At 73.0% G+C, this 21,636-nt stretch carries 18 protein-coding genes and 1 pseudogene; 12 read left to right on the top strand and 7 right to left on the bottom strand.

What is annotated here, in order from left to right; genetic code table 11:
* Nucleotides 1-163: 163 nt before the first annotated feature.
* From B0E53_RS05810 to B0E53_RS05770, 9 genes are all read left to right on the top strand, one after another.
* Complete coding sequence (locus B0E53_RS05810; protein ID WP_107075031.1) at nt 164-901, top strand: GntR family transcriptional regulator; 738 nt, start codon at nt 164-166, stop codon at nt 899-901.
* A 154-nt stretch (nt 902-1,055) separates the two neighbouring features.
* Nucleotides 1,056-2,453, top strand: coding sequence for an extracellular solute-binding protein (locus tag B0E53_RS05805; protein ID WP_107075030.1), 1,398 nt, complete (start codon nt 1,056-1,058; stop codon nt 2,451-2,453).
* Complete coding sequence (locus B0E53_RS05800) at nt 2,428-3,375, top strand: sugar ABC transporter permease (RefSeq protein WP_210405944.1); 948 nt, start codon at nt 2,428-2,430, stop codon at nt 3,373-3,375. Before B0E53_RS05805 ends, B0E53_RS05800 begins: the two co-directional genes overlap by 26 nt.
* Nucleotides 3,372-4,241, top strand: coding sequence for a carbohydrate ABC transporter permease (locus tag B0E53_RS05795; RefSeq protein WP_210405943.1), 870 nt, complete (start codon nt 3,372-3,374; stop codon nt 4,239-4,241). Before B0E53_RS05800 ends, B0E53_RS05795 begins: the two co-directional genes overlap by 4 nt.
* A complete protein-coding gene (locus B0E53_RS05790; protein ID WP_107075029.1) occupies nt 4,241-5,416 on the top strand; it encodes an ABC transporter ATP-binding protein in 1,176 nt (391 codons plus the stop codon). Before B0E53_RS05795 ends, B0E53_RS05790 begins: the two co-directional genes overlap by 1 nt.
* Nucleotides 5,417-5,418: 2 nt before the next feature.
* Entirely contained in the window at nt 5,419-6,627 is a 1,209-nt protein-coding gene (locus tag B0E53_RS05785; protein ID WP_107075028.1) for a CehA/McbA family metallohydrolase, read from the top strand.
* Nucleotides 6,618-7,529, top strand: a complete 912-nt coding sequence (locus tag B0E53_RS05780; RefSeq protein WP_210405942.1) for a sugar phosphate isomerase/epimerase — start codon at nt 6,618-6,620, stop codon at nt 7,527-7,529. Before B0E53_RS05785 ends, B0E53_RS05780 begins: the two co-directional genes overlap by 10 nt.
* The gene (locus B0E53_RS05775) at nt 7,526-8,671 is read left to right on the top strand and encodes a Gfo/Idh/MocA family oxidoreductase (protein WP_107075027.1); all 1,146 of its coding nucleotides are present in this window, start codon (nt 7,526-7,528) and stop codon (nt 8,669-8,671) included. The genes B0E53_RS05780 and B0E53_RS05775 overlap by 4 nt, the downstream gene beginning before the upstream one ends.
* A complete protein-coding gene (locus B0E53_RS05770) occupies nt 8,671-11,418 on the top strand; it encodes a glycoside hydrolase family 38 C-terminal domain-containing protein (RefSeq protein WP_107075026.1) in 2,748 nt (915 codons plus the stop codon). Before B0E53_RS05775 ends, B0E53_RS05770 begins: the two co-directional genes overlap by 1 nt.
* A gap of 129 nt (nt 11,419-11,547) precedes the next feature.
* Here B0E53_RS05770 and B0E53_RS05765 read toward each other — a convergent pair whose 3' ends face one another.
* A complete protein-coding gene (locus B0E53_RS05765) occupies nt 11,548-12,459 on the bottom strand; it encodes a hypothetical protein (RefSeq protein WP_246835259.1) in 912 nt (303 codons plus the stop codon).
* A 211-nt stretch (nt 12,460-12,670) separates the two neighbouring features.
* Between B0E53_RS05765 and B0E53_RS05760 the strand changes: the two genes are divergently transcribed.
* Nucleotides 12,671-13,636, top strand: coding sequence for a zinc metalloprotease (locus tag B0E53_RS05760; RefSeq protein ID WP_107075025.1), 966 nt, complete (start codon nt 12,671-12,673; stop codon nt 13,634-13,636).
* 342 nt (nt 13,637-13,978) lie between these two features.
* Here B0E53_RS05760 and B0E53_RS05755 read toward each other — a convergent pair whose 3' ends face one another.
* Together B0E53_RS05755 and B0E53_RS05750 are read right to left on the bottom strand one after the other, a co-directional pair.
* Nucleotides 13,979-14,974: a glycoside hydrolase family 11 protein gene (locus B0E53_RS05755; RefSeq protein ID WP_107075024.1), complete on the bottom strand. Its 996-nt coding sequence runs from the start codon at nt 14,972-14,974 to the stop codon at nt 13,979-13,981.
* A 274-nt stretch (nt 14,975-15,248) separates the two neighbouring features.
* A complete protein-coding gene (locus B0E53_RS05750; RefSeq protein ID WP_246835258.1) occupies nt 15,249-16,178 on the bottom strand; it encodes an acetylxylan esterase in 930 nt (309 codons plus the stop codon).
* On the opposite strand from B0E53_RS05750, the pseudogene B0E53_RS40355 reads away from it, so the two are divergent.
* A pseudogene (locus tag B0E53_RS40355) lies at nt 16,065-16,763 on the top strand (alpha-glucuronidase); the annotation flags it as partial. The gene B0E53_RS05750 and the pseudogene B0E53_RS40355 overlap by 114 nt on opposite strands.
* A 593-nt stretch (nt 16,764-17,356) precedes the next feature.
* On the top strand, nt 17,357-17,518 hold the full coding sequence (locus tag B0E53_RS40350; protein ID WP_348639646.1) for a hypothetical protein: 162 nt from the start codon (nt 17,357-17,359) through the stop codon (nt 17,516-17,518).
* A 16-nt stretch (nt 17,519-17,534) separates the two neighbouring features.
* Here the strand turns inward: B0E53_RS40350 and B0E53_RS05740 are convergent, their stop codons facing one another.
* The 4 genes from B0E53_RS05740 to B0E53_RS05725 all read right to left on the bottom strand — a co-directional run bounded on the left by B0E53_RS05740 (nt 17,535) and on the right by B0E53_RS05725 (nt 21,625).
* Nucleotides 17,535-18,557 (bottom strand): LacI family DNA-binding transcriptional regulator, encoded by a 1,023-nt coding sequence (locus tag B0E53_RS05740; protein WP_107075023.1) that lies wholly within the window; start codon nt 18,555-18,557, stop codon nt 17,535-17,537.
* 177 nt (nt 18,558-18,734) lie between these two features.
* The gene (locus B0E53_RS05735) at nt 18,735-19,751 is read right to left on the bottom strand and encodes a LacI family DNA-binding transcriptional regulator (protein WP_107075022.1); all 1,017 of its coding nucleotides are present in this window, start codon (nt 19,749-19,751) and stop codon (nt 18,735-18,737) included.
* Nucleotides 19,752-19,790: 39 nt separating this feature from the next.
* Nucleotides 19,791-20,630 carry a carbohydrate ABC transporter permease gene (locus tag B0E53_RS05730; protein ID WP_107075021.1) on the bottom strand — a complete coding sequence of 280 codons (840 nt, stop codon included), beginning with the start codon at nt 20,628-20,630 and terminating at the stop codon, nt 19,791-19,793.
* Nucleotides 20,627-21,625: a sugar ABC transporter permease gene (locus B0E53_RS05725; protein WP_107075020.1), complete on the bottom strand. Its 999-nt coding sequence runs from the start codon at nt 21,623-21,625 to the stop codon at nt 20,627-20,629. The genes B0E53_RS05730 and B0E53_RS05725 overlap by 4 nt, the downstream gene beginning before the upstream one ends.
* Nucleotides 21,626-21,636: the final 11 nt, after the last annotated feature.

Below are 21,636 nucleotides of genomic sequence, written 5' to 3'. Positions count from 1 at the left end.
GGCGTGCCCGCCAGCTCGATCCCGTCCCTGATTGGTAACAGTGCTCCATGAGTTGTGTCAATGTGTTGTCATGACATCTGCCCTCTGCGCTGGGTGATCGCTTCGGTACAGTGGCGCCCGTCAGCACGCCCCGATCCCGCACAGCCGCAGCGAGGAGGTTTCCGTGACCGGCCCCGAGATCGCGGTCGACCGCAGCAGCCCGGTCCCGCTCTACTTCCAGGTCGCCGAGCAGTTCGCCGCGGCGATCCAGCGCGGTGACCTGGCCCCGGGTGACCGCCTGGACAGCGAGTTGCAACTGGCCGACCGGCTCGGGTTGTCCCGGCCCACCGTGCGGCAGGCGATCCAGCACCTGGTCGACAAGGGACTGATCGTGCGCCGGCGCGGTGTGGGCACCCAGGTGGTCCGGGGTGAGGTACGCCGGGCTGTCGAGTTGACCAGCCTGCACGACGATTTGGTCCGGGCCGGCCAGCGACCGTCCACCTCGGTGCTGGAACTGGCGACGGTGGCCTGCCCGCCGGCGGTCGCCGCGGCGCTCGGCCTGCCGCCCGGCGGTGAGGTGCAGCACCTGCGCCGGCTGCGCTTCTCCGACGGGGAACCCCTCGCGCTCATGGAGAACTGGCTCCCGGTCGACCTGCCGCGGCTCACCATGGCGGCCCTGCAGGCCGACGGCCTCTACGCGATCCTGCGCGCCGGCGGCCGGCGGATCCGCGGCGCCCACCAGCGGATCGGGGCGCGGGCCGCCACCGCCGCCGAGGCGCAGATGCTCGGCGAGCGGCGCGGCGCGCCGCTGCTGACCATGACCCGCACCGCGTACGACGACCAGGGCCGCTACGTCGAGCACGGCGCGCACATCTACCGGGCCAGCCGCTACTCCCTCGAGGTCACCGTCGCCGAGCGGTGACGGTGGATGTTTCGCGCTCATTTCAGTGACAGGTATTTACGTCGTCAGGCTGTCATGACATTGTGGCCGCAAGCACCGCCGGCGGCGGACGTGCGGCCGGCGGGGCGACCCCGCGAGTCTCTTCGAAGTCACTCCTTGCGAAGGGAAACAGCCCATGTCAGCCAAGCCGAGACGCGCAGCGGGCGTGCTCGCCGCGCTCACCGCCGTCGCCCTCGCCGCCACGGCCTGCGGCGGCTCGGACGAGCCCGCCGGCAAAGACGCCAAGAACATCACCCTCACCATTTCCGCGAACTCCATCGTGGGCGGCAAGAACTCCGCCGGCGCGGAGTGGATCGAAAAGTGGGTCATCCCCAAGTTCGTCGAGGCGCAGAAGGCCAAGGGCGTCACCGCCAAGGTGACGTTCGTGCCCAGCGGCGTCGACGACGAGCAGTACAAGACCAAGCTGGCCCTGGACCTGCGCTCCAAGGGCGGCGCCGACGTGATCGCCGTGGACGGCATCTGGGTCGGCGAGTTCGTCCAGGCCGGCTACCTCAAGCCGCTGTCCGAGGTGGCCGGGAACCAGGTCGACTCCTGGGAGGGCTGGTCCCAGATCCCGGAGACCGTGCAGGGCCTCGGCTCGTTCGAGAACAAGCGTTACGGCATCCCGCTGGGCACCGACGGCCGGGTCCTCTACTACAACAAGAAGCTCTTCGCCCGGGCCGGCCTGCCCGCCGACTGGCAGCCGAAGAGCTGGCAGGAGATCCTCGACGCCGGCACGAAGCTCAAGGCGCTGCCCGGGGTGACCCCGATCCAGATCAACGCCGGCACCGCGATGGGCGAGGCCACCTCCATGCAGGGTGCGTTGCCGCTGCTGGCGGGCGCGGGCGGCGAGATCTACAAGGACGGCAAGTGGTCCGGCGCCACCCAGCCGGTCAAGGACATGCTCGAGTTCTACACCAAGGTCTACGGCGGCGGCCTGGGCGACCCGAAGCTCCAGCAGGAAGCCAAGGGGCGCGACAAGTCGTTCGCCGAGTTCGCCGCCGGCAAGATCGGCATCCTCGCCGAGGGTGACTACTTCTGGCGCAGCGTCGTCAACCCGACCACCGGCATCGCCAAGATGGCCGACCGGGACACCACCGTCGGGTACGCGATGATTCCCGCCAAGCAGCCCGGCGCCGGCATCCGCGGTCAGGACTTCGTCAGCATGTCCGGTGGCGGCGTCCGGGTGCTCAACCCCAACTCCAAGTTCCCCTCCCAGGCGTGGGAACTGCTGTCGTTCATGCACTCGGCGGAGGGCGTCAAGGCCGAACTGGCCGGCGACAAGCGGATCACCGCGCGGACCGACGTCAACAAGGAGGTCCTCGCGGGCGACCCGATGCTGAGCTTCATCACCGAGAAGGTGCTGCCGGTGACCGCGTACCGGCCGCCGCTGGCGGTGTACCCGCAGGTGTCGGTGGCGCTGCAGGAGGCGACCGCCGCGGCCGCGGCGGGCAAGAGCGCCGACGAGGCGGCCGCCGCGTACCAGAAGAAGGTCGAAGGGATCGTCGGTGGCCCAGGTAACGTCACCTCCTGATCAGGTGGTGGAGGGGAGGCGCCCGGTCACGGGCGCCTCCCCGGCCCCCGACGCCGCCGGCCTCGGCCGGGCCCGGGCCACCGGGTTCCTCGTCCCGGCCATGGTGCTCATCCTGGTCTTCCTGGTGGTGCCGGCCGCGTGGACGGTCTACCTGGGCGTGACCAACTACCGGCTGACCGGCCTGGCCGCCGCCCACCCCGAGGTCGTCGGCCTGGACAACTACACCCAGGCCCTCGGCGACGAGCGGTTCCGCACCTCGCTGCTGCTCACCCTCCAGTTCGTCCTCGGCTCGGCGGTCATCGGCCAGGCCGGGCTGGGCTTCGCCATCGCGTTCGCGCTGCGCGACCGCCGCGGCCCGCTGCGCCGGGTGGTCGAGGGGTTCGTCCTGCTCTCCTGGATCCTGCCCAGCTCGGTGGTCGCCTTCCTGTGGATCGCCCTGCTCGACCGGGACGCCGGCACGCTCAACGCGCTGCTCGGCATCCCCGGAACGGCCTGGCTGCTGGACCACCCGATGCTGTCGATCATCGTCTTCAACACGTGGCGCGGCACGGCGTTCTCGATGATGCTCTACGCCGCCGCGCTGGAGAACGTCCCCCGGTCGCACCTGGAGACCGCCCGGCTGGCCGGCGCCTCGACCTGGCAGCAACTGCGCGACGTGGTCTTCCCCCGCATCCGCGGGCACGTACTGACCAACCTGTTGCTGATCAGCCTCTGGACGTTCAACGACTTCGCGCCGTTCCTGATCACCGCCGGCGGGCCCGAGCAGCGCTCGGAGATCCTGCCGGTCTACGTCTACAAGGTGGCGCTCTCCGGCGGCGAACTCGGCTTCGGCGCCGCCATCTCGTTCATCATGCTGCTGATCAACCTGGTCATCGCGCTGGTCTACCTGCGCATGCTGGGCCGGCGGAAGGAGCCGGCGTGACCACCGATACGGCACCCGCACCCACCGAGTCGACCCGGCCCACCGTGGCGGTACGCCACCTGCTCGCCCAGGTCGGCCGCTACACGTTCCTCTGCGCCGTACTGGGCTTCTTCGCGCTGCCGCTGCTGTGGCTGGCCACCGCCCCGTTCGACGACACCCCGACCGTCACGGCCTCGCTGCCGCGGTTCACCCTGGACAACTTCCGTGCCCTGTTGGACAACCCGTACGCGCTGAGCTCGCTGCTCAACTCGGTCTACCTGGCCGCCGGCACCGCGGCGCTGGTGGTGACCTTCGCCGCGCTCGCCGCGTACGCGCTGAGCCGGGTCCGGGTGCCCGGCCGCGACGCGCTGCTCTACGGGCTGCTGCTGCTGTCGTCGATCGTCACCGGCACCGCCACCATGGTGCCGCTGTTCGAGCTGGCCTTCCGGCTGAACCTGATCGACTCCCGGCTCGGCGTCATCCTGATCCTCAGCGGCGGGCTGCTGCCGGCGGCCATCTTCATCCTCAAGGACTTCATGGACTCCACCCCGACGTCCTACGAGGAGTCGGCCCGGGTCTTCGGCGCCAGTCCGTTGCAGATCATGCGGCACATCGTGGTGCCGCTGGTCCGCCCCGGCCTGGCCACCGTCGGGGTCTGGGCGGTGGCCAACGTCTGGGGCAACTTCCTGGTGCCGTTCCTGCTGCTGCGCGGGCCCGACAAGGCCCCCGCCGCCGTGATCATGTACACCCTCTACACCGAGGGCGGGCAGGCCGACCTGCGGCTGCTCTCCACCTTCTCGCTGCTCTACTCGCTGCCGGTGGCGCTCATGTTCGTCTTCGTCAGCAGCCGGTACGGGTTCCGCTTCCACGGAGGGATCAAGCGCTGATGTCCGCCATCACCATGCGCGAGCTGACCAAGGTCTACCCCGGCGGGGTACGCGCCCTGGACGCCCTCGACCTGGAGATCGCCGACGGGGAGTTCTTCGCCCTGCTCGGCCCGTCCGGCTGCGGCAAGACCACCCTGCTGCGCACCATCGCCGGGCTGGAGGTCGCCTCCGGCGGCAGCGTGCGGATCGGCGAGCGCGATGTCACCGGCCTGCCGCCGGGCAAGCGGGACGTGGCCATGGTCTTCCAGGACTACGCCCTCTTCCCGCACATGACGGTGCGGGACAACATCGCCTACCCGCTGCGGATCAAGAAGGTCGACCGGCGCAGCCGCGGCAGCAAGGCCGCCGACACCGCCGAGGAACTCGGCCTCTCCGGGCTGCTGGAGCGCCGCCCGGGTCAGCTCTCCGGCGGCCAGCAGCAACGCGTCGCCCTGGCCCGGGCGATGGCCTGCCATCCGCAGGTGTTCCTGCTCGACGAGCCGCTGTCCAACCTGGACGCCCGGCTGCGGCTGGAGGCCCGGACCTTCCTCAAGCGCCTCCAGCGGGAACTCGGCGTCACCACCGTCTTCGTCACCCACGACCAGGCCGAGGCGCTCGCCCTGGCCGACCGGATCGCGGTGATGGAGGGCGGCCGGATCCGCCAGGTCGGCACCCCCACCGAGGTGTTCCGCCGCCCCGCCAACACCTTCGTGGCCGGCTTCATCGGCTCCACCCCGATGAACCTCGTCGACGCGCGGGTGCACGGCGACGAGCTGGCCGTGGGTCCGGCCCGGCTGCCGCTGCCCGACGACTCGCGCGGTCACGTCACCGACGGCGAGCGGTTGGTCTACGGCATCCGCCCCGAATACCTCGACTACTCCCCCACCGCGGTCCCGGGCGCGCTGACCGGCGAGGTCGTCGTCGTGGAGAACCTGGGCAGCGTCTCCCTCGTCTCCTTGGACGTACCGGCCGACGACACCGGTGCGGACGACTCCGGTGCGGGCGACGCTGCCGGCGCGGAGCGGACCAGCGTGCAGGTCGTCGTACCCGAGGGGGGCGAGCCCGAACCGGGCGACAACGGCTGGGTGGTGCCCCGCCCCGGCCGGTCGCTGCTCTACCGCGACGGGTCCCTGGTGACCGTCACCGCCACGGCCGAGGTGCCGGCCCCCCGCGCCGGCGCCGCCGTCCGGAGCTGACCATGGTCGTGCACCGCGGCAGGTGGACCCTGCAGGACCGCGTCGACGACGTGCTGCGCTCCCTGCCGGTCACCGTCGCACCCGGCACCGCGGCGCTCACCGTCCGGCTGGACTACCCCCGCGAGGCCGGGGTGCTCGACCTCGGCTGCGTCGGACCGGGCGGCTTCCGCGGCTGGTCCGGCGGGGCCCGCGACGGCTACACCATCGCCGCCGACTGGGCCACCCCGGGCTACCTGCCCGGCGAGCTGGAGCCCGGCGAATGGCAGGTGCTGCTGCGGTTGCACCGCATCCCACCCGAGGGGCTGGACTACGAGGTCACCGCCACCACCAGCACCACGCCGCAGCCCGCGCCGCCCGCACCGGCGGCGCCACCCCGTCCCGACCGCCCACCGCGCCGCGACCTGCCCGATGCCGACGGCCGGCACTGGCTCGCCGGTGACCTGCACGCGCACACCGTGCACAGCGACGGCGCGCACACCATCGACGAGCTGGCCGCGCTCGCCGCCGCACGTGGTCTGGACTTCCTCGCCGTCACCGACCACAACACCGTCAGCCACCACCCGTGGCTGCCGGCCGCCTCCGCCCGCTACGGCATCGCCCTGCTGCCCGGCCAGGAGGTCACCACCGACCGGGGGCACGCCAACGTGTTCGGCCCGGTGGGCTGGGTCGACTTCCGCCGCCCGCCGGACGAGTGGCTCGCCGCCGCCCGGCGCGACGGCGGGCTGATGTCGGTCAACCACCCCCTCGGCGGCGACTGCGCCTGGCGGCAGTCGCTGACCGAGCGGACCCGGCTGGTCGAGGTGTGGCACTCCGGCTGGTGGGACCGCACCTGGGGCGCCCCGCTGGCGTGGGCGCGCGCGTGGCGGGCCGACGTCGTGGCGGTGGGCGGCAGCGACTTCCACCGTCCCGGCGACGACGCGCTGCCCGGCTCGCCCACCACCTGGGTGCTCGCCGACCGCGACAGCGCACCCGGCGACGCCCTGCTGGACGCGCTGGGCGGTGGCCGTACCGCCGTCTCCGCCGACCCCGACGGGCCGCTCCTGCTGCGCCTCGGTGACGAACTGCTGGCGCTCGACGCCGACGGCGCGCTGCTGGCCTACCCGGACGGGCGGCACCGGCTGGTCCGTGGCGACCGGTGCCTGCTGCCGGCCGGCGACGGACTGCACGTCCTGGAGTCCCACCGCATGGAGGTGATCGCACTGTGCAGCTGACCGGACGCACCCGGGTGGCCGGCGCCCCCGTCAACTACGGCATCTACCGGACCACCGACGCACCCGTCGGCCCCGACGACCTGCTCGCGGCACTGGCCCGCGACGGCTACACCGGGGTGGACTCCGGCCCGATCGGCTATCTCGGCACCGGTGAGACCCTCGCGCGGCGGCTGGGCACGACCGGCATCGGGCTCGCCGGCGGCTGGGTCGACCTGCGTTTCGCCGACCCGGCCGGCTTCGCCGCCGACCTGGTGCAGCTCGACGCCGCGCTCGACGTGTTCACCGCCGCGCCGGCCGGCGACCCCCGGTTCGCGCCCCGACCGACGCTGGCCTGCCCCGGCAACCCGGGCCGGATGGCCCGGCCCGGGACGCCGACCGACCTGGCGTCGGCGCTGCCCGCCGCGGCCTGGCCGGACTTCGCCGCCCGGGTGCAGCAGGCCGCCGACCGGTGCCGCGACCGCGGCCTGGAACCGGTGTTCCACTACCACCTGGGCACCGACGTGGAGACCGAGGCGGAGGCCGACCGGCTGCTCGAACTGACCGACATCGCCATCTGCCTGGACACCGGGCACCTGGCGCTGGCCGGCGGCGACCCGGTGGCCGCGGTACACCGCTGGGCCGGCCGGATCGGCCAGGTGCACCTCAAGGACGCCGACCTCGCCGCCCACGCCCGGGTCCGGGCGGCCGGCGGCGGGCTGATGGACGTGGTCGCCGCCGGCGGCTTCTGCGCGCTGGGCCGCGGCGACGTCGACCTGGCCGGCGTGCTCGCCGGTCTCGACGACGTCGGCTACGCCGGCTGGCTGGTGGTCGAGCAGGACGCCCCGGAGGACGGCCGGGACCTCGACCGGATCCGCGCCGACCAGCACGCCAACCGGCGGTGGCTCGAGGAGGCGCTGCGATGACCGAGCCGGGCAAGCGGATCCGGATCGCGGTGGCCGGGCTGGGCATCATCGCCCGCGCCGTGCACCTGCCGTTGCTGCAACGCCGCGGCGACCTGTTCGAGATCGTCGCGCTGGCCGACCTGTCCCCGTCCCGGGTGACCGAACTGGGCGAGCGGTACGGCGTCGAGCCCGCCCGCCGCTACACCGACGCGACCCGGATGGTGTCCGACGGCGGCTGCGACGGGGTGCTGCTGGCCACCTCCGGCTCGCACGGCGAACTGGCCGCGCTGGCGCTGCGCGCCGGCCTGCCGGTGCTCTGCGAGAAGCCGCTGGCATACACGCTCGCCGAGACGGCCCGGTTGAGTGAGCTGGGCGCCGGCGGCGCGGGGCTGATGGTCGGCTACATGAAGCAGTACGACCCGGCGGTGGCGGAGGCCGCGCGGCTGCTGGCAGAACTCGGCGGCGCGGAACGGGTGCACGCCGTGGAGGTGACCGTGCTGCACGCCGGCGGCGACCGGCAGCTGCGCTTCGCCAACCTGCCCCCGGCCGCCGGCGACGTGCCGGCCGAGGAGGTGGCCCGGCTGTCCGCCGCCGACCGGCGGCTGCTCGACGCCGCCGTCGGCACCGACCCGGGCGCGCGCACCCTCTACCAGATCCTGATCAACAGCATCTCGCACGACCTGTCCCTGCTGCGGTTGTTCACCGGTGCACCGGCCACGGTGGAGCAGGTCGCCACCTGGCCGCTGGCTCCCGACGGCCCGGCCGAGCCGTCGGTGGAGATCAGCGGACGGCTGCCCGGCAGTGCCCGCTACGGCGTCCGGTGGCTCAACCTGCCGGACTATCCCGCCTACCGGGAGACGGTCACCCTGCACCACGCCCGCGGCTCGCTGGAGCTGGTGTTCCCCTCGCCGTACCTGCTCAACGCGCCGACCACGCTGACCGTGGTGGACGAGTACGGCGGCGGCGAGCGGCGGGCCGCGTACCGGTCGGTGACCGAGGCGTTCGAGCAGGAGCTGGTCGCGTTCCACGCGATGGTCACCGCGGGCACCGCCCCGCTGACGGGCATCGCCGAGGGCGCGGCAGACGTACGGACCAGCCAGCAGGTGGTACGCCGCTACGGTGAGCTGACCGGGGCGGCGATCGGCGGAGAGGCGGCGAGCTGATGACGCGACCGACCGAGATCATCGTGGTACCGCACACCCACTGGGACCGGGAGTGGTACGAGCCGTTCCAGCGGTTCCGGCTGCGGCTGGTGGCGCTGCTCGACGAGGTCTTCGACCGGATGGAGCACGACCCGCGGCAGCGGTTCACCCTGGACGGGCAGCTCGCGGCGGTCGACGACTACCTGGAGGTCCGCCCGGAGCGGCGGGAGCAGGTGATCGAGCTGGTCCGCGCCGGCCGCCTGTCGGTGGGCCCCTGGCAGATCCTGCTCGACGAGTTCCTCTGTTCCGGGGAGAACATCGTCCGCAACCTGGAACGAGGGCTGGCCCGCAGCGCCGACCTGGGCGGCGCCATGCCGGTCGGCTACCTGCCCGACATGTTCGGCCACATCGCCCAGATGCCGCAGATCCTGGCCGGCGCCGGGCTGGCCCACGCCTGCGTGTTCCGCGGTGTGCCCGAGCGGGTGCACCACCACGCCTTCGCCTGGCAGGCGCCCGACGGCACCACCGTCCGCACCCAGTACCTGCCCGGCGGCTACGGCAACGCCGCCGGCCTGATGGACGACGCCGCCCAGGTCACCCGCCGGGCCGGCGACCTCGCCGACCGGCTCGCCGGCTGGCGCCCGGCCGGCGACGACAGCCCGGTCCTGGCCATGTACGGCACCGACCACGCCGCTCCGGCGCCGGACGCCCCGGACCTGCTGGCCACCGCCGACCTCGCCGGCACCCGGCTGCGGCTGGGCACTCTCGCCGAGTACTTCGCCACCCAGCCGGCCACGGTCGACGGCCTGCGGGTGGTCCGCGGCGAGCTGCGCTCGCACGCCCGGGCCAACATCCTGCCGGGCGTGATCTCCGTCCGCGCCCACCTCAAGCAGGCGATGAACCGCGCCGAGCGGCGCGTCGAGCGGTACGCCGAACCGCTCGCCGCCCTGACCCACGACGGGTCGGTGCAGCGCTTCCTCGACATGGCCTGGACCCGGCTGATCGACGCGAGCTGCCACGACTCGGTGACCGGCTGCGGCTGCGACGAGACCGCCGAGCAGGTCGCGGCCCGCCTCGCCGAGGCCGACCAGCTGGGCCGGGCGGTCTGCGACCTGGTCGGGGCTCGGCTGGCCGCCACCGTGCCCCGGGACGGCTACCTGCTGTTCAACCCCACTCCGGCGGCCCGTACCGCCCTCGTGCGCCTGGACGTGGCGGTGCCGGCCGACGGCAGCGTGGCGCTCGCCGACGCCGCCGGCCGCAGCGTGGCCGCGCAGGTCCTCGACCGGAGCCGCACGGTGCTCGCCGACGACGTGGTGCCGGCGGCCGACCTGCCGGCCGTGCTCACCCGGGTCCACGGCCGGGAGCTCTACGGCCAGGAGGTCACCGCCTGGTCGGTGTCGCCCGACGACGCCAGCCTCACCTTCGAGGTGGCCCGGCACGGCGACCCGGCCTTCGACGTGGCGGACGTCCAGCTGGCGCTCGCCGCCGCCGGGCCGGCCGACCGGTGGCGGGTACGGATCCTCGCCGCTCCCCGGGCCACCGTCGCCGCGCTGGTCGACGTGCCGCCGCTCGGGCACGCCGCGGTCCGCCCGGTGCCGCTCCCGGCGACCGCGGCGCCCGGATCCGCCCCGGTCACGGTGGCCGGCCGCGGCCTCGACAACGGCCTGCTCCGGGTCGACGTCGCCGAGGACGGCACGCTGGCGCTGTCCACCCCGGACGGGGTGACCGTGGACGGGGTCGGCCGGCTCGTCGACGGCGGCGACGTGGGCGACAGCTACAACTACGCCCCGCCGGCCGCCGACGAACTGGTCGACAAGCCACGGGCGGTGCGGACCGTGGTGCGCCACGACGGGCCGCTGGTGGCCGTCCTGGACGTGGTGCGCGAGTACCGGTGGCCGGTGGCCGCGGACGTCGACGCCGGCTCCCGCGCCGTGGACCGCGAACCGGTCACCGTGACCAGCCGGGTCGAGCTGCGCCGCGGCGAGCGGTTCGTCCGGCTGCGCGTCGAGTTCGACAACCGCTGCGACGACCACCGGGTCCGGCTGCACCTGCCGCTGCCGTCACCGGCCGACGCCTCGTACGCCGAGGGCCAGTTCGCCGTCGTGGCGCGCGGCCTGACGGCGGAGGGCGGTGGCGGTGAGGTGCCGCTGCCCACCTTCCCGGCCAACGGGTTCGTCGCCGCCGGCGGTCCGGACGGGGCGCTCGCCGTGCTGCTGACCCAGCCCACCGAGTACGAGCTGACCGACTCCGGCCGCGAGCTGGCGGTCACCGTGCTGCGGTCGATCGGGATGCTGTCCCGCAACCGGCACGCCCTGCGGGACGAGCCCGCCGGTCCGCAGCTGCCGACGCCGGAGGCGCAGTGCCGCGGCGCCCGCACCGTCGAGCTGGCGGTGCTGCCGTACCGGGGGGCCTGGCACGAGGCCGGGGTGCTGGCGGCGGCCGAGGCGTACCGGCACGAGCTGCTGGCGTTCCCCGGCACCGCCGATCCGGACGCTGCGCTGCCCGCGCCTGCGGTCGGGCTCTCCGTCGACGGTGCCGGCGTCGCGCTGACCAGCGTCCGGGACCGGGCGGGCCGCACCGAGGTGCGGCTGGTGGCGCAGACCCCGGCGGACACCATGGCCGTGCTCGGCGGCGCGACCGTCCGCGGCGCGTGGCGGGCCGACCTGCTCGGCCGGGCCGGCGAGCCGCTCGCGGTCGACGGCGCCGGGCTGGTCCGGCTGCCGCTGCGGGCCTGGGAGATCGCCACGGTGCAACTCGACCTGTCCTGACTCACCGGACCTCGAACCGGCCGCGGGCGCCGCGCTCGGCGTCGACCATGACGTGGCTGACGAACGGTGGCGCGCTGCGGGCCGTGACCTGAGGACCGGCCGGTATCCCGCTCGCCGGAGCGCCGCCACCTACCGCGGGCGCGGTGCGGCGTTGTCGAGGTTGAGCAGTCCGGCGTCGACCACGGCCCGGCTCATCGGCCGGGTGAGCTCGGCGAGGCGGGCGCACCCGTCGGTGCCGAGCGCCGCGTACGCAGGCGTCGCGAGCCGGTCGGTGGCGGCCTCGAGCCACGCGCGCTGCGCCCGCCCACCGGCGGTCAGGGTCGGCTCCTCGCCCTCGATCAACCCGCGCCCGCGCAGCCGCTCGACCGCGTCCGCCCACTGCTCGCCGTTCCAGCCCCGCGTGCGGCGCAGGAAGCGGACCGACACCTCGCCGGACGCGGCGTGCAGCACCAGTGCCTCCAACCCGGTCAGGCCCGCCAGCACCAGGGCGGCGACGTGCCCGTCGCCGCGGAACTCCCGCAGCAGCGTCTGGGCCTGCCAGAGGACCAGGTGCGGCCGTTCCGGCCAGGGCAGCGCGGCGTGGGCGGCGAACAGCGGCCGCCCCTCGGGGTACGCGGTGGCGGACTCGGCGGCGCGGCGGGCCAGCTCGGCGGCCTGGGCCATCTCCGGGCCGTGCACCAGGTCGCCGAGCGCTCGGGTCAGGGCCGCGTCGGCGGCCGCCAGCCGGGCGGCCAGCACGGCGGCCGGCGTCGCCCGCTCCCAGGCGGCGGGCAGCACCCGGGCGACGAGGGCGGGGTTGAAGTTGAAGAAGCTGGCGACCACCGGGCCCGGGCCGACCGGTCCCAGGGCGGCCGCGCGGGAGGCGAAGTAGCCGGCCGGCTCCGCGAGGCCGAGGGCCGCGTACCGTTCGTGCGCCTCCGGCACGAAGTAGATCATCGCGTGCAGGGGTTCGGTCACCCGCCAGGCGCGGCGGACGACGGCCGGGTCGAGTGTCGCCGGCCGCTGCCAGTCGGGGTTCAGCTCGTCCGTCATGTCCGCCATGTCGCTGCCTTCCGCCGGGAACGTTACCGACGGGTAGGTTCCCATAACGGCGGCGGCCGTGTCACCTGCCGGGCAAAGGATGCCCTGTCGGGTCCTGTTGCTCAGGTCTACGGCGTGTTCTCATACCGGGACGACGATGTCACCGACCTGCGCACGGCGACCCCGTCCCAGCCGCTCGGTGACTCCATCCCCCGGCGTGAAAGGTGCAAGGATGCACAGAAGATCGACCTTCCAACTCGCGGTCCTGACCGCTACCGCGGCGACATTCCTGGCGGCCGGCGGAGCGTCGGCCGCGGCGGGTACGGCACCCTCCCTGAGCGCCTCCGCGGGTGCGGCGGCGTGTGAGCCGGGTGCCGCCGGGCACAGCGCGGCGCGGGTGGCCGAGGGCGGCACCGCACAGGAGCCGGAGCTGTACTCCAAGAACGAGGCGAACGCCTACGGCGTGATCAAGGACGCGCCGCGCCTGCCCAACGGCAGCGTCACCATCCCCACGGTCTTCCACATGATCTCCGACCACCCGCTCACCGCGGCGGAGACGACCAGGTGGAACACCCTGATCGCGGCGCAGATGACGGTGCTCAACGACTCGTACGCGGGCCGCACGGCGGCGGACGCCTCCGACACGCCGTTCCGGTTCTCGCTCGTGGACACCACGTGGACGGTGAACAGCGACTGGTACACCGTCGTGCCCGGCAAGAACGAGCGGGACATGAAGCGGGCGTTGTACACCGGCGACGCCCGCACCTTGAACGTGTACGCGGCCAACATCGGCGGCGGACTCCTCGGCTGGGCGTACTTCCCGAAGGGTTACAACAACGGCCGCGACTACATCGACGGCGTCGTGATGCTCGACGAGTCGATGCCGGGCGGGACGGCGGGCAAGTACGCCCTGGGTGACACCCTGACGCACGAGGTCGGGCACTGGCTCATGCTGGAGCACACCTTCGCGCACGGGTGCTCCGCTTCCGGCGACTACGTCGCGGACACTCCGCGCGAGGCGGCGCCGCAGTTCAACTGCCCGGTGGGTGCGGACACCTGCACGGCACCCGGGCTGGACCCGATCCACAACTTCATGGACTACACGCAGGACTCCTGCATGAACATGTTCACCGCCGGACAGGCGGACCGGATGAGTGACGCCTGGGTGGCCTTCCGGGCCGGCGGCGGCAAGCAGTAACCGCTTCCGGACGTACGTGTCGGGGTTGGTGGGCCGCGCCAGCGGCCCGCCAACCCCGACGGCTTTCGCGGCTCCGCGGCGTCAGCCGGTGAAGGACTCCGGGCCGAAGCGGCCGAAGGAGAGACGCTGGTGCCGGTCACCGGAGCGGCACGGACCGCCGTGGCGGGCGCGGCGGGGCGCGTCCCGACCAGCATCAAGGCGTACCTCTCCCGGTGACCCCCCGGCCGGCGGCCCTCACGGTCCGGGAATGCTTCCCACGGCCGGTCGGCGAGGGCGCGGTAGGAGACGGCAGGAGGCGGGTGGGGTGCCGGCCCACCGACGGCACCCCACCCACGCATCAGGTCAGCCGGTCGCGCAGCTCGCGGTGGGTGTGGTGTTGTTGCCGTTCTTGTAGAGCGTGATACCGAAATTGTTGCCGTTGCCGTTGGGGCGGGCCGTGAGCGTGCCGCTGGTGCCGCTGATCGAGGCGTTCCAGCTGTTCTGCAGGGTCTGGCCGCCATTCGTGCGGATGGTGACGACCCAACTGCTGGTGCCGCTGACCGAGAAGCTCACGTTGAACCGGTCGCTCCACTCCTCGGCACGACTGACGCTGACCGTGCAGCCGCCGCCGGGCGGCGGCGTGGTGGGGCCGGGTGCGGTGCCACCCACCGTGATGTCGGAGCTTCCGCTGCTCTGGTAGCCCTCCGTCGCCAGGATCTGGTAGTCGTGGGCGCCCAGGTTCATCCCGTACCGGGCCCACGCGTCGAAGTGGTTGCCGGCGGTGATGGTGCCGCCCACCCGCTTCGACTGCCGGACGCTCCAGTACTGGTAGAAGGTCCGGGTGCCCTCGATGGAGGGTGCGTTCACCCGCTGGGTCCGGTAGATGTCGTACGTGCCGCCGTCGCTGGTGACAGTGCCCATGAACCCCTGCCCGCCCGGCGGCCGGTAGGTGCCCCAGCTGTCGACGATGTAGTACTCGACGAGCGGGTTCCTCGTCCACCCGTAGAGGGTCAGGTACGCGTTGCCGGACGGGTTGAAGCTGCCGGAGTAAGTCACGGTCCGGCGCGCACCGGGATTCCAGCCCTTACCGGCGACGAAGTTGTTGACGTTGCTCCACTGGGTGCTGTACTGGCCACCGCTACCCATGTTCATGGAGACGTTGCCACTGTCCTTCCAGAAGGAATAGAAGTAGCCGTTGTTGGTTCCGGTGGAGTTCGTCGTCACGGTCTCGGCGTGGGCCGGGCTGGACAGGAGGGCCGTGGTGCCGGCCGTGACCAGGGCGACGGCGCAGGCACCGCCGATGAGCATCCTGAGGCGTCCGCGTCTGGGGGTCCTCGAGCGGACGGGGGCGTCGTTCATCTACGTGCTTCCTCCTCGTGCGGGCTGGCGGAGGCCAGCAGCGGTACGAGCCGGCGCGGTTCGTATCGACGAAAGTAGATAGGTTCCGCCAGCGCCAGCATCGGTTGCACCGCGCCGAATTGTCAACAACTTCCGGAAGTCCTGTGGAAGCCCCATCGCCGCGAACGGACCGGTCAGCACACGCACCAGTACTGCTCAAGCAGCATGGTCGGTCGCCAGCGATCAGGGGCTTCTGAGCGGACGCCCCGAAGAGGGAACCAGCCTCCCACCCTGGTTACGGCGGGGATTCCGGAAAATTCCGAGAGGGTACGCCAGCAGCAACAGTCAGCCGTCGAGGGCGGTACGGAGGAAGTCGAGCGCCGCCGCGTCGTCGTCGATACCGCCCGCCTCGTGGCCGTTGTACCGCCACACCGCCAGCTCGACCGGCCCCCCGGTAGGCGTTGACCGCCGCGAAGACGGTGGACGGAGGCACGATCTCGTCCATCAGCGCGACGGAGAGGCGCGCCGGCACGCCCGCCCGACGGGCGAAGGCGACCCCGTCGACGTAGCCGAGGGTGCGCAGGGCCGCCTCCTCCCGGTCCCGGTGCACCGCCAGGTAGTCCCGGATCTCCCGGTACGGGTGTGCGTCGGTGACCGTCACCGCGCGCGGGATGTCGCACAGGAACGGCACGTACGCCACGGCGGCCCGCAGGTCCGGCACCAGGGCGGCGGCGGCCAGCGCGGCCCCGCCGCCCTGGCTGTGCCCGAGCACCGCCACCCGGCCCGGGTCGACGGCGGGCAGCCGGCGGGCCGCGTCGACGGCCCGGACCGCGTCGGTGAGGAACCGCCGGTAGTAGTACCGGCGCGGGTCCTCGATTCCCCGGGTGGCCATGCCGGGCGCCTGCGGACCGGCCCCGGCCAGGTCGGGGGTGTCGCCCCGGCTCCACCCGGAGCCCTGGCCGCGAGTGTCCATCTGCAGGTGCGCGAAGCCGGCGGCGGCCCAGAGCAGGTTCTCCAGCGGATGGCCCCGCCGCGCGGCGGCTCCCCGCGCGGCGACCTGACGCGGGTGCGGGACTACGGGCGGCTGCTGGCGGCGTGCGGCGTCAACGCGGTGTCGGTCAACAACGTCAACGTCCACGCCACGGAGGCCCGGCTGCTGACCGACCGGCTCGGCGACGTCGCGGCGATCGCGGACGTCCTGCGGCCGTACGGAATCCGGGTCCACCTGTCGGTCACCTTCGCCGCGCCCGTCGTGCTCGGTGGCCTGCCGACCGCCGATCCGCTCGACGCGGACGTGCGGGCCTGGTGGGCCGGGACCACCCGGCAGGTGTACGACCGCATCCCGGACTTCGGCGGCTACGTGGTGAAGGCGGACTCCGAGGGGCAGCCGGGCCCGTTCACGTACGGGCGGAGCCATGCCGAGGGCGCGAACCTGCTCGCCGAGGCGCTGGCGCCGTTCCGGGGGGTGGTGCACTGGCGGGCCTTCGTCTACGACCACCGGCAGGACTGGCGGGACCGGTCGACGGATCGGGCGCGGGCCGCCTTCGACCACTTCGCCCCGCTCGACGGCCGGTTCCGGTCCAACGTGGTCCTGCAGGTGAAGCACGGCCCGATGGACTTCCAGGCGCGGGAACCGGTCTCCCCGGTGCTCGCGGCCATGCCGGCCACCAGGTTGGCGGTGGAGTTGCAGGTGACCCAGGAGTACACGGGCCAGCAGCGGCACGTGTGCTACCTGGCCCCGTGGTGGAGCGAGGTGCTCGGGTTCGCCCCGTGGGGCGATCACCGCACCGTCGCCACCCTGGCCGCCGGTGATTCGGGCGGCGGCGGTGGGCTGGTCGCCGTCGCCAACGTCGGCGACGACCCCTTCTGGACCGGGCACCCGCTGGCCCAGGCCAACCTGTACGCCTTCGGCCGGCTGGCCTGGGATCCCCGGCTGGACCCGGCGGCGGTGCTCGACGAGTGGATCGGGTTGACCTTCCCGCCGGCACCGGCCGGCGGCCACGACCTGGTGCGGCGGACCCTGCACGAGATGATGGACGACTCGTGCCGCACCTACGAGCGGTACACCGCGCCGCTGGGCGTCGGCTTCATGGTCCGTCCCGGCCACCACTACGGTCCCGACGTGGACGGGTACGAGTACACGCCGTGGGGCACCTACCACTTCGCCGATCGGGACGGCGTGGGCGTCGACCGGACCCGGGCCTCGGGCACCGGGTTCACCGGGCAGTACCCGCAGCCGTGGTGCGACGTGTACGAGTCCCCCGACCGGTGCCCCGATGAAGTGCTGCTCTTCTTCCACCACGTGCCGTACGGGCACGTGCTGCACGACGGCTCGACCGTCATCCAGCACATCTACGACACCCACTTCGCCGGGGCCGAGCAGGTGGCCGCCCTGCGGCGACGGTGGGACCGGCTCGCCGGGCTGCTCGACCCGGGGTGCACGCCCGGGTACGCCAACTGCTGGACGAGCAGGTGCGCTGCGCCGAGGAGTGGCGGGACCAGGTCAACGCGTACTTCTTCCGCAAGTCCGGGGTGCCGGACGGGCACGGCCGCCGCATCCCCTGACGCGGAGCCGCGGTGCCTACCGTTCCCGGGGTGGCGTGGCGCTGTCCCGGACGACGAGTTCGGTGGCCAGTTCGACCCGCCGGCTCTCCACGTCCTCACCCTTGGCCAGCCGCAGCACGGTGCGGGCCGCGAGCATGCCCATCTCCGCCAGCGGCTGCCGCACGGTGGTGAGCGGCGGCGAGCACCAGCGGACCTCGGGCAGGTCGTCGAAGCCGACGACGCTGATGTCGTCGGGCACCCGCAGGCCCCGTTGCCGGACCGCCTCGTACACACCGAGCGCCATCTGGTCGCACGCCGCGAAGATCGCGGTGGGCGGCTCGGGCAGCGCGAGCAGCCGGGTACCGCAGGCGAACCCGGACTCGTGGTAGAAATCGCCCTGCTGGACGAGGCTGTCGTCGACGGGCAGGCCGGCCGACTCCAGGGCGGCACGGTAGCCGTCCATCCGGGCCCGGCTGCACATCAGCCGCGGCGGGCCGGAGATGAAGCCGATCCGCCGGTGGCCGAGGCCGATCAGGTATTCGGTGGCGCTGAGCCCGCCCGCCCAGTTGGTGGCGCCGATGGTGCACGCGTCCTGCTGGGGGATGCCGTCGGCGTCGACGAGGACCAGGGGGATGTTGAGGCGTCGCAGCCCGCCCTGCAACGACGGCTCCACCATCGAGTTGACGAAGATGACGCCCTCGGTGGAGCGCCCGCGCAGGCTGTCGAGCCACTGCCGGGCCGAGGAGGCACGCCGGTGGATGGCGGAGACGACGGTGCCGATCCCGGCCTCGTGGGCGACGTCCTCGACACCACGGATGATCTCGACGGCCCAGGGGCTGTCGAGATCGTTGAAGACCAGGTCGACCAGCCCCGAGGTGGGGCGGGCGGCGACCATCCGGCGGCGGTAGCCGTGCCGGTTGAGCAGTTCCTCGACCCGTTCCCGGGTCTGCACGGCGACGTCGGAGCGGCCGTTGATGACCCGCGACACCGTCGGCACCGAGACGCCCGCCAGGTCGGCGATCGCGGCGATGGTGACCCGGCGGGTGTTGTTCACCGTCACAGTCAGCTCCCTGGAGATCCGGTCGCGACGAGAGGCGCGTCGCCCGCGCGCAGCCGTGCCGGTGAGGGCTTCCGGCGGCCTGACCTCAGTCTAGCTCCGAAAGTTTCGGCCGCGCGCCGGCGGTGTTACCGGGCAGGTCCCGGTCGTCTTTCCGTGCGGCGGGGGACGCGCCGCGGGTCAGGCGGCCGGGGCGGCGCTGTCGCGGACGACCAGTTCGGTGGCGAGTTCGATGCGCGGGCTCTCGATCCGCTCGCCGTGGGCCAGCCTCAGCACCGTCCGGGCGGCGAGCAGGCCCATCTCCGCCAGCGGCTGCCGCACCGTGGTCAGCGGCGGGGAACACCAGCGGACCTCGGGCAGGTCGTCGAAGCCGACGACGCTGATGTCGTCGGGCACCCGCAGGCCCCGTCGCCGGACCGCCTCGTACACACCGAGCGCCATCTGGTCGCTGGAGGCGAAGATCGCGGTCGGCGGCTCGGGCAACCGCAGCAGGTGGCTGCCGCCGGCGAAGCCGGCCTCGTGGTAGAAGTTGCCGGGGTAGATCAGCCGGTCGTCGACGGGCACGCCGGCCGACTCCAGCGCCGTCCGGTAGCCGTCGAGGCGGGCCCGGCTGCACATCAGTTGCGGCAGGCCGGCGATGAAGCCGATCCGCCGGTGACCGAGGCCGAGCAGGTACTCGGTGGCGCGCAGGCTGCCCGCCCAGTTCGTCGCGCCGATCGTCGGCGCCTCCTGCGGCGGCACCCCGGCCGGGTCGACGATGACGACGGGGATGTTGAGCCGGCGCAGCTCGGCCTGCAGCGGTGGTTCCAGGGTGGAGGTCACGAAGATGACCCCCTCGGTCGAGCGGGTACGCAGGTTGTCCAGCCACTGCTTGGCCGCCGAGGTGCGCCGGTGGATGGCGGAGACGACCGTGCCGATGCCGGCGGCGTGGGCCACGTCCTCGACCCCGCGGATGATCTCCACGGCCCACGGGCTGTCGAGGTCGTTGAAGACCAGGTCGATCAGACCGGAACTGGCCCGCATGCTGGGCGGGCGACGGCGGTAGCCGTGCCGGGCGAGCAGTTCCTCGACGCGCTCCCGGGTCTGCGCGGACACGTCGGAGCGACCGTTGACGACCCGCGACACCGTCGGCACGGACACCCCGGCCAGGCGCGCGATCGTCGCGATGGTGACTTTCCGGCTGTCGTCGGAGACCACGGCCCGCCCTTTCGTCGTCGCCCGGGCACCCGGGCCGGCTCAGCCCTTGACGCTGCCCGCCAGGCCGCCGATGAGCTGACGTTCGGCCACCGCGTAGAAGCCCAGCGCCGGCACCATGGAGAGCACCACGTACGCGAGCACCCGCGCGGTGTCGTCGGAGTACTGCCCCTGGAAGGCCTGCACCCCCACGGGCAACGTCCACCAGCTCTGGTCGGTGAAGACCACCAGCGGGAGCATGAAGTTGTTCCAGCTCGCCACGATCGCCAGCACCGAGACGGTGGCCAGCGCGGGGCGGGCCATCGGCAGCAACACCCGCCAGAAGAACCCGAACGGGCTGCAGCCGTCCAGCGTCGCGGCCTCCTCCACCTCGGCGGGGATGGTGCGGAAGAACTGCCGCAGGATGATGATGGTGACCGGCAGTCCGAACGCGGCCTGCGGCAGGATGACGCCGAGCGGGTTGTCCAGCAGGCCCATGGTGCGCAGCAGGATGAACAGCGGCAGGATGGCCACCGCGAACGGGAACATCAGTCCGACCGCGAACAGGGTGAACAGGAACTCCCGGCCCCGGAAGGAGAACCGGGCGAACACGAAGGCGGCCATCGCCGCCGCGCCGACCACGACGAGCGTGGTGGCCAGGGCGATCAGCGTGCTGTTGCCGAGCTGTCGCCAGAACACGCCGGAGGCCAGGATGCCGGTGTAGTTCTCCGGCACCCACGGATCGGGCCAGCCGAGCGGGTTGCTCGACAGCTGGCCGTTGTCCTTGAACCCGCCGAGCACCCCGAACCCGATGGGCACCACGATGAGCGCGCCCACCGCGACGGAGATCAGGTGCAGGACGAGGGAACGCGTCCGCTCCCCGGGCTTCTGCCTGGTGGTCATCCCTGGACTCCCCTGGTGGTGATCGCGCCCTCGGTGTCCCGCCGCAGCACGTACCGCTGGTAGAACAGCGCGAAGACGAGGCTCAGGATGAACATGACCATGCTGATCGCGCTGGCGTAGCCGACCTCGAACCGGCGGAAGCCGTACTGGTACATGGTCACGGCCATGGTCTCGGACGAGTGGATCGGCCCGCCGCCGGTGAGCACCCAGACCATGTCGAAGAGCTGGATGGTGCCGATCACGGACAGGAAGATGCTGATCCGGATCGTGGGCCCCAGCAGGGGCAGCGTGACGTGCCGGAACACCTGCCAGGTGCCGGCCCCGTCGGTGGCGGCGGCCTCGGTCAGCTCCCGGGGGATGCCCTGCCGGCCGGCCAGGTACAGGACCATGTGGAAGCCGAAGTACTTCCACGAGATCACCAGGAACAGGGCGAACAGCACCGTGTCGGGATCCGCGAAGATGGCGCCGGCGTCCGCGCCGAGCCACCGGGCCAGCCCTTCGCCGAGGCCCCGGCTCGGGGAGAACACCAGCGTGAACAGCACGCCGGTGGTGACCTCGGAGAGCACGTACGGCGCGAAGAAGACCAGCCGGTACGCGCGGCGGCCCGACAACCGCTGGTTGAGCAGCATGGCCAGGCCGAGCGACACCGGCAGCTGGATGAGCAGCGACAGCGCGATCAGCAGGAAGGCCCGCCAGAGGTCCCCCCGGAAGGTGGGATCGCCGAAGGCGCGGGTGAAGTTCTCCAGCCCGACGTTGTTCTCCGGCAGGCCGAAGCCGTTCCACTTGAACACGCTGGCGTAGCTGGCGACCAGGATCGGCGCGACGACCAGCAGCAGGAACAGCACCAGGGCCGGGGCCAGGAAGACGGCGATGGTGCCCAGGCGGCCGACCCGGGGCCGGGCCCGGCGACCACGCGGGGGCGTGGTCGCCGAGCCCGCCGGGAGCTCGGTCGCCGGATCGGCGCGTCGCAGGCCGGGCATCGTCGACGGAGTCATCGTGCCTGCTC

This window comes from Micromonospora sp. MH33 (assembly GCF_003013775.1).
Classification (GTDB): Bacteria; Actinomycetota; Actinomycetes; order Mycobacteriales; family Micromonosporaceae; genus Micromonospora; species Micromonospora fulviviridis.
Note: the sequence above shows the minus strand (reverse complement) of the source record. Positions and strands in the feature narration are given on the sequence as shown.

Bases quoted from the DNA above. Each gene is read 5' to 3' on its own strand.
- B0E53_RS05755 (WP_107075024.1), bottom strand. From the start codon at position 14,974: ATGAACGACGCCCCCGTCCGCTCGAGGACCCCCAGACGCGGACGCCTC.
- B0E53_RS05805 (WP_107075030.1), top strand. From the start codon at position 1,056: ATGTCAGCCAAGCCGAGACGCGCAGCGGGCGTGCTCGCCGCGCTCACC.
- B0E53_RS05775 (WP_107075027.1), top strand. From the start codon at position 7,526: ATGACCGAGCCGGGCAAGCGGATCCGGATCGCGGTGGCCGGGCTGGGC.
- B0E53_RS05770 (WP_107075026.1), top strand. From the start codon at position 8,671: ATGACGCGACCGACCGAGATCATCGTGGTACCGCACACCCACTGGGAC.
- B0E53_RS05785 (WP_107075028.1), top strand. From the start codon at position 5,419: ATGGTCGTGCACCGCGGCAGGTGGACCCTGCAGGACCGCGTCGACGAC.
- B0E53_RS05790 (WP_107075029.1), top strand. From the start codon at position 4,241: ATGTCCGCCATCACCATGCGCGAGCTGACCAAGGTCTACCCCGGCGGG.
- B0E53_RS05725 (WP_107075020.1), bottom strand. From the start codon at position 21,625: ATGACTCCGTCGACGATGCCCGGCCTGCGACGCGCCGATCCGGCGACC.
- B0E53_RS05760 (WP_107075025.1), top strand. From the start codon at position 12,671: ATGCACAGAAGATCGACCTTCCAACTCGCGGTCCTGACCGCTACCGCG.
- B0E53_RS05730 (WP_107075021.1), bottom strand. From the start codon at position 20,630: ATGACCACCAGGCAGAAGCCCGGGGAGCGGACGCGTTCCCTCGTCCTG.
- B0E53_RS05765 (WP_246835259.1), bottom strand. From the start codon at position 12,459: ATGGCGGACATGACGGACGAGCTGAACCCCGACTGGCAGCGGCCGGCG.